General features: G+C 61.3%; 8 protein-coding genes. 5 read left to right on the top strand and 3 right to left on the bottom strand.

Annotation, left to right across the window (positions count from 1 at the left end):
- The first annotated feature begins 906 nt into the window (after positions 1-906).
- The 3 genes from AB8A50_RS30000 to AB8A50_RS29990 all read left to right on the top strand — a co-directional run bounded on the left by AB8A50_RS30000 (position 907) and on the right by AB8A50_RS29990 (position 3,171).
- Entirely contained in the window at positions 907-2,211 is a 1,305-nt protein-coding gene (locus AB8A50_RS30000) for an amidohydrolase family protein (RefSeq protein WP_439079889.1), read from the top strand.
- Positions 2,212-2,215: 4 nt separating this feature from the next.
- Positions 2,216-2,623: a DUF4864 domain-containing protein gene (locus AB8A50_RS29995; RefSeq protein WP_439079888.1), complete on the top strand. Its 408-nt coding sequence runs from the start codon at positions 2,216-2,218 to the stop codon at positions 2,621-2,623.
- 170 nt (positions 2,624-2,793) lie between these two features.
- Positions 2,794-3,171: a hypothetical protein gene (locus AB8A50_RS29990; protein WP_139285952.1), complete on the top strand. Its 378-nt coding sequence runs from the start codon at positions 2,794-2,796 to the stop codon at positions 3,169-3,171.
- On the opposite strand, the gene AB8A50_RS29985 is transcribed toward AB8A50_RS29990, so the two are convergent.
- Positions 3,168-4,388, bottom strand: coding sequence for an MFS transporter (locus AB8A50_RS29985; protein WP_439080061.1), 1,221 nt, complete (start codon positions 4,386-4,388; stop codon positions 3,168-3,170). The genes AB8A50_RS29990 and AB8A50_RS29985 overlap by 4 nt on opposite strands.
- 242 nt (positions 4,389-4,630) lie before the next feature.
- On the opposite strand from AB8A50_RS29985, the gene flhA reads away from it, so the two are divergent.
- Together flhA and AB8A50_RS29975 are read left to right on the top strand one after the other, a co-directional pair.
- Entirely contained in the window at positions 4,631-6,868 is a 2,238-nt protein-coding gene (gene flhA / locus AB8A50_RS29980; RefSeq protein WP_086937142.1) for a flagellar biosynthesis protein FlhA, read from the top strand.
- Between the two features lie 329 nt (positions 6,869-7,197).
- Positions 7,198-7,404: a hypothetical protein gene (locus tag AB8A50_RS29975; protein ID WP_068737106.1), complete on the top strand. Its 207-nt coding sequence runs from the start codon at positions 7,198-7,200 to the stop codon at positions 7,402-7,404.
- 1,013 nt (positions 7,405-8,417) lie between these two features.
- Here the strand turns inward: AB8A50_RS29975 and AB8A50_RS29970 are convergent.
- Positions 8,418-9,302 (bottom strand): anti-sigma factor, encoded by an 885-nt coding sequence (locus tag AB8A50_RS29970; RefSeq protein ID WP_439080060.1) that lies wholly within the window; start codon positions 9,300-9,302, stop codon positions 8,418-8,420.
- Positions 9,302-9,850 carry a sigma-70 family RNA polymerase sigma factor gene (locus AB8A50_RS29965; protein ID WP_089267514.1) on the bottom strand — a complete coding sequence of 183 codons (549 nt, stop codon included), beginning with the start codon at positions 9,848-9,850 and terminating at the stop codon, positions 9,302-9,304. The genes AB8A50_RS29970 and AB8A50_RS29965 overlap by 1 nt, the downstream gene beginning before the upstream one ends.
- Positions 9,851-9,924: the final 74 nt, after the last annotated feature.

Genomic DNA, 9,924 nt, shown 5'->3' with positions numbered 1-9,924 from the left:
GTGATTTGGTGTTTTAGAACTAGTCTGTGAGGGGCTGCTTTTTGCAGCCAATCCATTCGATACGCATTCTTCCTCTGAAGCGTTTGCTGATCGCCCGCATGAGCCGGCCTCAAGCCCGGTGAGACAATCGTTGCCGGTGGCGGACACTTTGGCGATCCCGACTCCGGGGATCTTCGTCAGTAGCGGAGAGGGTTGGATCGATGTGCCAAGACTTTGCGCCTGCAATCTCGCGCGGTCGGGATGAACTGCATCGTCGCTTCAGTATAGTCAGTATAGCCATACGCTAGCTCAGCATCGTTGATCGCCCGGCTCCTGCCCCTGGCTTTGAAATCGCATCTCGGAGTCGCCCAGCGCATCCAGGACGGTGATCGCGCGCTTGATCACGGCCTTCAGAGCGACGTGCAGTTGCTGCGTGTCATGCCGGCACCCATTGCGTATTGCCGGCTCTGTGGCACGATGAAGCGAATTTCAGCAGTCGGTTTGTGTACAAATGATCTTTGAACCAATTCGATTGATGCCTGAGGCGCCCGGGCAAACCCCGGCGAGGAACCGCACGATCTTTTCTCTCCTGGCGGCGGTTAGATGGGTCCAGCGTTACGTTGACAGCGAAGCCAAGACAACGCCGCGGTGGACGAAGCTGATCGCTGTTCTTGATGAGGCGACTGTCGGGAAAATTGAGCCGCCCGACGTTCGAACCGCGCTCCATGTCGCTTTGATGGCTGAAGGATGGGCGATGCCAGACGAGCTTGAGCAACCAGATATATTCACGTCTGGCCGAGCGGATTCCCCGTAACATCAGCCGGGGTCCACAGGTAGCGGCGCCACCTTCAAGTGGACGCCGGTATCTGTCATAGTGCAGGCTTTACTGCTCGGAGAACGCTCATGTTGTTCCCTGTCGGTAGTCGATTGCTCGCAGCGATTCTTGCGCTGACATTTGGTACCAGCGCGAGCGCCGACGATGTGCTCTTCGAAAATGTTCGAATCTTCGACGGGAGAAGCGCCACTCTTTCCGCTCCGTCACATGTGCTGGTCAAGGGCAATGTCATCGAGCGTATTTCTACGGCACCGATAGCGGCCGCAGACGCTCAGCGTGTCGCAGGAAACGGGCATACGCTGATGCCTGGCCTGATCGACAATCATTGGCATGCGATGTTGATACGGGTGACGCCGGCACAAGCTTTCGGTGACGTCGGCTACAACAATCTGCTGGCCGGCAGCGAAGCGACTGACACGCTCATGCGCGGCTTCACCACTGTTCGCGATGTTGGCGGGCCGGTGTTCGGCCTCAAGCATGCCATTGACGAGGGCATCATCAAGGGCCCGCGCATCTATCCGTCAGGCGCCATGATCACTATCACGAGCGGGCATGGGGATTTCCGGCAACTGACCGATCTACCACGCACGATCGGCGGCATGCTCACCCGCATGGAGCAGGTCGGTGGCGCGATGGTCGCGGACAGCCCTGACGAGGTGCGCGTGCGCGCGCGCGAACAACTCATGCAGGGCGCCTCCCAGGTCAAGTTGACGGCGGGCGGCGGCGTGTCGTCACCTTTCAGTCCGGTCGACGTGACCACTTTCACCGAGGCCGAACTACGCGCCGCCGTTGAAGCGGCCGAGAACTGGGGCACATATGTCGCCGCGCACGCCTTCACTCCGGCTGCGATCCAGAGAGCCGTTGCCGCGGGCGTGAAGTGCATCGAACACGGCATGCTGATGGACGAGGCAACCGCCAGGCTGCTTGCCGAGAAGGACATCTGGTTAAGCTTGCAGCCCCTCCCCGAGGGCTTGAGGCTTGGCTTTCCGGAGGGGTCCGTCCAGCGAGCCAAGGCGGATGAGGTCTGGCCCGGCATAGCCAGGTCCTACGAGTTTGCAAGGAAGTACAAGATCAAGACCGCGTGGGGCACCGACGTGCTGTTCTCGCGCGCGCTGGCGCAGCAACAGGGCGCAATTCTGGCCTCGCTCACGCGCTGGTACACGCCCGCCGAAGCGCTGGTCATGGCGACATCGACAAACGCCGAACTGCTGGCGCTGTCGGGCAAGCGCAATCCCTATCCCGGCAAGCTCGGCGTCGTGGAACAGGGTGCGCTCGCGGACTTATTGCTTGTCGACGGCAATCCGCTGGACAACATCAACCTGATTGCCGATCCCGCGAATAACTTCAAAATCATCATGAAAGACGGCGTCATCTACAAGAACACTTTGAGCAAGTGAGCCTATGCGCGACCTCCTCTTTCTTGTCGTCATAATGATCGGCCTCGCATCGTCTCTCCATGCTGCGGACGATGTAGCGGCGGCGCAGAAGATCATCAGCTCCCAAGCCGATGCGCTGGCGCGCGACGATGCTGTGACTGCCTATGGGTTCGCGGCCCCCGGCATCCAGAGCATTTTCACCGATCCCGACAGCTTCATGGACATGGTGCGCAACGCCTATGCGCCCATCTATCGCCATCGCAGCTTCGAATTCACCGAGAACAATACGTCCGGTGGCACCATCGAGCAGAAAGTCCATATCGTCGATGCCGATGGCGTGCCGTGGGATGCGCTCTACACGCTGGAGCCGCAGCCGGATGGCAGCCTGAAGATCAGCGGCTGCATGTTGCTGAAGGTCGGCCAGGCTGTGTGACACCTCACAGCGGCATTCACATTCGCACCTCACATCATCTATAATAGGTCCTGCACGTCTCTCGTCCTACGGTTGCTTTCCGGGTGAATTTGTTGCGGTACCTGTCCCTCAGCACACTGTCTCCCATTGTCCTGGGCAGCCTGTTGGCGTGCGGGGTGTCGACCATCGCGATGACTGACACGCGTCGCCTGTCCCTGATGCCCGATCCGCGCGGCGAGTTCATTCGGCTCTGCGCGCCCTTCATGGTGTCGCGCTATGCGCATCCCGAAGCGATCTGCGACTGCGTCCGCACCGCGCTGATCAGCGAGATCGGCGATCGCGATATTCTCGACGCGATCCTGTACGGGGTCACCGAGCGCGGCGTCCCCACGCTGAACGAGAACTGGCTGCCGCCGGACAAACGAAGCTTGATCCCGCGGACCATGACGGCGATTGCCGAGCCGACGCTGGACTGCATGTTCGGTAGCGGCCCGGCCAAACGCGCGCTCGAAAACGTACCGATCGATGGATTTCCGGCGATGCCACCGGTGCAGGATCTGACGCCTTAGGCGACCGATGCGCCCGAGGAGAAAATTAACCTGCGGCGCGCCCGCAGCATCAGCGCCGTGATAATGGTGACGTTGAGTGCATTCCAGGCGAGGCCGTTCATGAACGCTGCCGCGTAGGAGCCCGTGGCGTCGAAGATGACGCCCGACATCCAGCCGCCAAGTGACATGCCTCCTACCGTGCCCAATATGACAATGCCGACACGCGTAGCCGCCTGCGATGCGGGCATCGCCTCGCGGATGATGATGGCATAGGCCGGCACCAGACCGCCCTGGAACAGGCCGAACATCGCCGAGATGATGTAAAGCGAGGCCAGGCTGTCGAAGAACAAATAGAACAGCAGTGCGAATCCCTGCAGCAATGAGCCAATCAGCAGTGTGCGAATGCCACCAATACGATCGGCCAGAAAACCCGAGCCAACACGGCTGACAATCCCGCAGGCCAGCATCAGCGACAACATCTCGGCGCCGCGCGTCACGCCGTAGCCGAGATCTCCGCAATAAGCGACGATATGCACCTGCGGCATCGCCATGGCGACACAGCAACCAATGCCGGCCACGAAGAGAAGCGTCGTCAGCGTGTTGTTGCTGAGCTGGAGATCGACCTTGGGCGGCGGCGCATTGACGTGACTACGTCGTGTGACCGTGCCCATCTGCGCGCGCAGAACCACGAGCATCAGGAGCATCAGGACGGTTGTGACGACCCCGACACTGATATGCGTCGAGCGCCAGCCAAAAGTCAGAATGCCCCAGCTGACAATCGGCGGCCAGAGCGTGCCGCCGATATAGCTGCCGGTTGCAGCGACAGTCACCGCGATGCCGCGCCGGCGTTCGAACCAGTGCGACGCCTCCGCCATCAGCGGCCCGAAGGTTGCCGACGATCCTGCCCCGATCACCACGTGAATAAGATTGAACTGCCAGAGCGCCGTGGACTGCGACGCGAGAAGATAACCGGCCCCCATCAGGACGGTCGCAAGCGCAATCGTGGCCACGATGCCAAACCGGTCCGTGAGCCTGCCGGCCACCACGCCGCCGAGACCGAAGCCAACCATGGTCAGGGTAAAGGCCAGCGACGCCGCGCCGCGGCTGGCGGCGAAATCGGCCTGCACGGCCGGGAGCGCCACCACCACCGACCACATGCCGACTGACCCGAGCGAGCCGATGATCAAGGCAAGCGACAGCCTGATCCAGGCCTGACGGGAGTCAGGCAGGAACGGCATCGAATCTGAAGTGGGGGTCGCGATGGTCACGGCGGCAACATCCTCGGCGTGTGCCCACGGGTCAAGCGATATGCCGAAGGATTAGGCATGCAGAAACAGTGCAACAGACCGTTTCGGCCAAAACTGGCTCCGGGCTTGTGGCAAAGCCGCGCAGTAACGCCTCGTTAACCCTTTGCTAACCATACACACGGCAAAAATTGCCGAGTGGAGTCGCGTCTCGTCAGCTGACCGGGGGAATGCCCGTGGATGCCAGTGCGGTGCCTCACTTGCGGATCGGCGGCCCTTCGGCCGCCGCGCAGACGTTCGGCAGTCGCGAACGACATTCGCGCGGGGAAGCGGCATCGATGACGGATTTGATCGCGGGTCAGGGCCTCGGAGCACCCAAGAGCGGCGGTTTCGACTTCGCCAGCATCAAGACGAACGTCTTGCGCGGCGATATCGGCCTCGCATTCGGCGTTCTGATCATCCTTGTCGTGCTGATCATGCCGCTGCCAGCCATCGTGATGGATCTGTTCCTCGCGATCTCCATCACCATGTCGGTGTTGATCCTGATGACGGCGCTGTTCACCCAGACGCCGCTGGAATTCTCATCATTCCCGACCGTGCTGCTGATCTCGACCATGTTGCGGCTGTCGCTGAACCTGGCCTCGACCCGCCTGATCCTGTCGCATGGCCACGAAGGCACCGCCGCGGCCGGCCACGTGATCGAGGCGTTCGGCAATTTCGTGATGGGTGGCAACTTCGTCATCGGCATCGTCGTGTTCGCGATCCTGGTGATCGTGAACTTCATCGTCATCACCAAGGGTTCGGGCCGTATCGCCGAAGTCGCGGCGCGCTTCCAACTCGACTCGATGCCCGGCAAGCAGATGGCGATCGACGCCGATCTGTCGGCTGGCCTGATCGACGAGGCCACCGCCAAGGCGCGCCGCAAGGACCTTGAAGACGAAAGTGGCTTCTTCGGCGCCATGGACGGTGCTTCCAAGTTCGTCCGCGGCGATGCCATTGCCGGCCTGCTCATCACCGCCATCAACGTCATCGGCGGGATCATCATCGGCGTCGCGCAGCAGGGCCTGTCGTTCTCGGAAGCCGGCCGCACCTATACGCTGCTGACCGTCGGCGACGGCCTGGTCACACAGGTTCCGGCGCTGATCGTCTCGACCGCCGCAGGCCTGCTCGTCTCGAAGGCGGGCATTACCGGCGCCGCCGACAAGACGCTGATCAAGCAATTCTCCGGCTATCCGCAGGCGCTGGGCATGTCGGCCGGCGTCATGCTGACGCTGGCGCTGCTGCCGGGCATTCCGATGCTGCCGTTCCTCGCGCTGGGCGGCGGCGCAGCCTATCTCGCCGTCACCGCCAACAAGCGCAACAAGATCGCGCGTGCCGAAGTCGCGCATCAGGCCGCAGCACCGGCCGCCGCCGCCGCCGCACAAGCCGCCGCCGCGGACGAGCCGATCTCCGCATCGCTGAAGATCGACGATCTCAAGATCGAGCTGGGCTACGCGCTGCTGCCACTGGTCAATGGCCCGGACGGCACCGATCGCCTCACCGAGCAGATCAAGGCGCTGCGCAAGTCGCTCGCCGTCGAAATGGGTTTCGTGATGCCGTCGGTCAGAATCCTGGACAACGTGCAGCTCGAAGCCAACACCTACATCATCAAGATCAAGGAAGTGGACGCCGGCACCGGCCGCATCTGGCCGAACCAGTTCATGGTCATGGATCCCGGTGGCAACCAGGTCAACGTCCCGGGCATTCACACGACAGAGCCGACCTTCGGCCTGCCCGCGACCTGGGTCGATGCCGGCCTGAAGGAAGAAGCCTCGCTCAAGGGCTACACCGTGGTCGATGCCGCCACGGTCTTGTCGACGCATCTGACAGAGCTGCTGAAGGGCAATATGTCGGACCTGTTGTCCTACGGCGAAGTGCAGAAGCTGCTGAAGGACCTGCCGAAGGAACAAGGCGAACTGGTCAAGGATATCGTCCCGTCGCTCATCACCGTGTCGGGCATCCAGCGCGTGCTGCAATTGCTGCTCACCGAACGTATTTCGGTGCGCGATCTCTCGACCATCCTCGAAGGCATTGCCGACGCCCTCGCCTTCTCGCGCAACCCCTCGACCATCGTCGAGCATGTACGTGCGCGCCTCGCGCGACAGATCTGCGCGCAGAACACGTCCTACAACGGCTACCTGCCGCTCATCGCACTGTCGGCGCAGTGGGAGCAGGCCTTCGCGGAATCGATCATCGGCACCGGCGAAGAACGCAGCCTCGCGATGCAGCCATCGAAGCTGTCGGAGTTCATGACCACCGTGCGCGATCGTTTCGAACAGGCCGCGCGCGAAGGCGAAGCGCCGGTGCTGGTCACCTCGGCCTCGATCCGGCCGTTCGTGCGCTCGCTGGTGGAACGGTTCCGCGCACAAACCACCGTGCTGTCCCAGGCGGAAATCCACCCCCGTGCGCGCCTGAAGACCGTCGGAAGCGTCTGATTCGGCGGCAAGAGGCTAGCAACCTTACCCGAAACCGATGTAAATTCGTCACAGACAAGAGATTTGCCAGAATGTCGCATCCCGAGGCCATTTCGGGGCGACGGCACGAATCACCCTCAACGCTCTGATAATAAATAATAATTTATGAATTTCAGGGCCAAGCCGGGTGCTTCAATCGCGCCGGATCACGTCTTATCACTGCCTTGTGATCGACTATTTGGAACGGAACGACCCAACACCACGTTTCCTATGCGTGATGAGTTGAACCTGCCGACGCGGACACGACACAAACGGTCGTAGGCAGAGTAAGACGGCAGGGAGCGTTTCCAATGAACCACTCGATTTACAGCGCGGATCGCATGACCCACCTCAAGGTGGTGATCGTTGCTCTGGTCGCCGGTATCTTCGTGGCAGGCTTCGGAATCTCGGCCCGCATGAATGCTGACGAAGGCTACAGCCAGACCGCCAGCGCTCGTGTGATCAAAGCAGGCCAGCCGGTTGCTGTCACCACTTCGAACGCCAGCATGGTCCGCTAAGGAATTCAGGAATTCGCGTGGCGATGTCCCCCAAGGTCGTCAGGTGAATACATAGAAGCTCCACTTCCCCCCGAGTGGACTTCTGAATGGAAAACGCCCGCTCCCCACGGGCGTTTTTCTTTTGTGGGGTGCTTTCTTGCTTCTCCCTCAAGCAGCGCAGCTGCGCAGTGGGAGGGATGCTCTGCGCGCCAGCGCGCCACATCACAGATTCAAATTTCAAACAGCCACGCTCTCGCAGTCTCGCGGCGCTTGCGCGTCCGAGGTGTGAGCAGTCCCCCTCAAACGATGAGGGGTGGCAGCGCGCCGTGAGGCGCAAGGGGTGGTTTCTGTCGCGGTCCGCTCCACCGGAACGCCGGCAAGCTGCAACCGCGCAACGCCTCACGGCGCGCCACACCGCAGACAAGTTTACGCAGTCTGCGACTGCTATGGGCGATTTCTGTCCCCGGGACCGTTCTTCCGGGCAAAGGCGCAGAGCTCCGCACTCCGCTGATCCCGACGGTTTCCCGCCGTTCACCAATGCCACGTCCAGCCAGCATGAGTGGCAGACCCCCGTAGTGGGGCCGGACGGTGACCCAAGGCCTCCCGAGTGCGCGGGGTACGTCACCCCACACCCGCAGGCGCCGCATCCCAGTCCCCCTTCAAGACGCCTCTAGAAGCGCCCCTCGCGAACCGGACGAGCGGAAGATAATCCTTTCAGGTATATTGTCAAGAATAGATAGGAAAAAAATGTTCAAAGCCTTCCTCTTCCCATTGTCATTCCGGGGCGCGGCCGGCACTTTGTCGGACGCGAACCCGGAATCTCGACATGTTCAGCGCAAAACATGTCGGGATTCCGGGTCACGTGCGCGAAGGCGCGCCCGCGCCCCGGAATGACAGTGGGAGCAATACACATCGAGATTCCACGTCACTCCCCGCGGAGTGACTGAGGTTCGCATTACAGCGGCTTTGCCGCTTTCATGCACCCCGGAATGACGAACATAGGACCAATGCCGGATGACGAGAGAGCCAAACGATCACCGTGCCGGCGGCACCGTTTCGATCAGCTTGCCGGTGAACACGATCGGGCCGGTAGCTGCACCGGTCGGCGAACCGCCTTCCGGCTCGATGGTCACGGCATAGGTGGCCTGATTGACGACATCGGGATCATAGGCAGCGAGTGCAGCGCGCGATGTGAAGTCGTTGCTGCCGATCACGCCGAGCGAACGCGGGCGTTGCAGCTTGTCGGACACAATCCAGAGCTCGTAGCTTTTACCGGCCTGCGGTTCGGCGCCAACCTTGCGCACTGTAAAGTTTTTGGTCGCCGCATCGACAGTGAGGATGAATGCGGGTGACGCGGCGTCGGTCTGCAACAAGGCGACGTATTGCGACTGAGCTGCTGCGGGCGGCGCGACCGGCGCTGGCGCCTGCACCACCTGTTGCGCTGCCTTCGGGCGTAAACCTGCCGGCAGCAATTCGGGGCGATAGGCCTGCACGGCAATCAGCGCAACAAGCATGGCGGCAATCGCGGTCATGCCGGTGGCCACACCGCGCCAGCGTTTTGCCTGGACCGAGAAATCAATCACGTTCGAACGATCGAGCGTCGGACGGTCAACTGTATCAATGGAAGATGGTTCAGCGACAGTTGCAACGGCGGGCTGCGGCGCTTCCGGATGCACGATCGCTTCTTGCGTACCGGCCAGACCGATCGCAACGCGGATTTTCTCCCAGACTTCGGGACGCGGCTCGACAAGGCCGACCATCTGATTCAAAACGCCGAGCTTGCGCTCCCACGCCTCGACCACAGCGGCAAAATCCTTGTCAACGGACATCATGGTCTCGACCTGCACGCGCTCTTCGGCACTGAGCGTGCCAAGCGCATATTCCGCGGCAAGCGCGATATGGTCTTCGCTATAGGCCATCATGTCAGTCCCAGACACTCCCGGATGTCCATCATACTGCGGCGCAGCCACGTCTTCACTGTATTGACCGGCGCTTCGAACTTCGTCGCGAGTTGTTCGCGGCTCCAACCATTGTAGTAAGCAAGCAGCACCAGTTTCTGCCGGTCCGGCTCAAGCCGGCCCACGCACTCCAACAAGCGCTTCAATTCTTCGGTCATTTCCTGTCGCGCGAGCGGGTCAGGTGTATCGGCTGCCACTTCCATTGCAGCCGGCTCTTCCTCGATAGACGTTTCGCTTCTCTTGCGAACGACATCAATAGCCCGGTTACGAGCGATCGACGCCATCCACGTGATCGGCGAGGCAACACCGGGATTGAATTGCCCGGCGCTGTTCCAGATCTTGACATAGGCCTCCTGGATGACTTCCTCGGCGAGATCCTGTCTGCGCAAGATACGGATCACGACGCCAAAGAGTTTCGCGCGCGTCGCTGCATAGAGTCGCTCGAAGGCGGCTTCATCCCCTTTGGCAACTGCGGCAAGAAGCCAGACCAGTTCAGCCGGCGTCAGCATTACGTCTCCCCAACCTCAATATACCTTTCGCCTTACGGAGGTGCCGCCCGGCGGTATTCCCTGTCGTAACATAG

The sequence above is a fragment of the Tardiphaga sp. 841_E9_N1_2 genome (genome assembly GCF_051811065.1).
GTDB lineage: Bacteria > Pseudomonadota > Alphaproteobacteria > Rhizobiales > Xanthobacteraceae > Tardiphaga > Tardiphaga robiniae.
This window is presented reverse-complemented; position numbering and strand designations above follow the sequence as displayed.

What these genes read in the sequence shown, in the direction of transcription:
- AB8A50_RS29995 (WP_439079888.1), top strand. Translation starts at nt 2,216, where the DNA reads ATGCGCGACCTCCTCTTTCTTGTCGTCATAATGATCGGCCTCGCATCG.
- AB8A50_RS29990 (WP_139285952.1), top strand. Translation starts at nt 2,794, where the DNA reads ATGACTGACACGCGTCGCCTGTCCCTGATGCCCGATCCGCGCGGCGAG.
- AB8A50_RS29975 (WP_068737106.1), top strand. Translation starts at nt 7,198, where the DNA reads ATGAACCACTCGATTTACAGCGCGGATCGCATGACCCACCTCAAGGTG.
- AB8A50_RS29970 (WP_439080060.1), bottom strand. Translation starts at nt 9,302, where the DNA reads ATGGCCTATAGCGAAGACCATATCGCGCTTGCCGCGGAATATGCGCTT.
- AB8A50_RS29965 (WP_089267514.1), bottom strand. Translation starts at nt 9,850, where the DNA reads ATGCTGACGCCGGCTGAACTGGTCTGGCTTCTTGCCGCAGTTGCCAAA.
- AB8A50_RS29985 (WP_439080061.1), bottom strand. Translation starts at nt 4,388, where the DNA reads ATGCCGTTCCTGCCTGACTCCCGTCAGGCCTGGATCAGGCTGTCGCTT.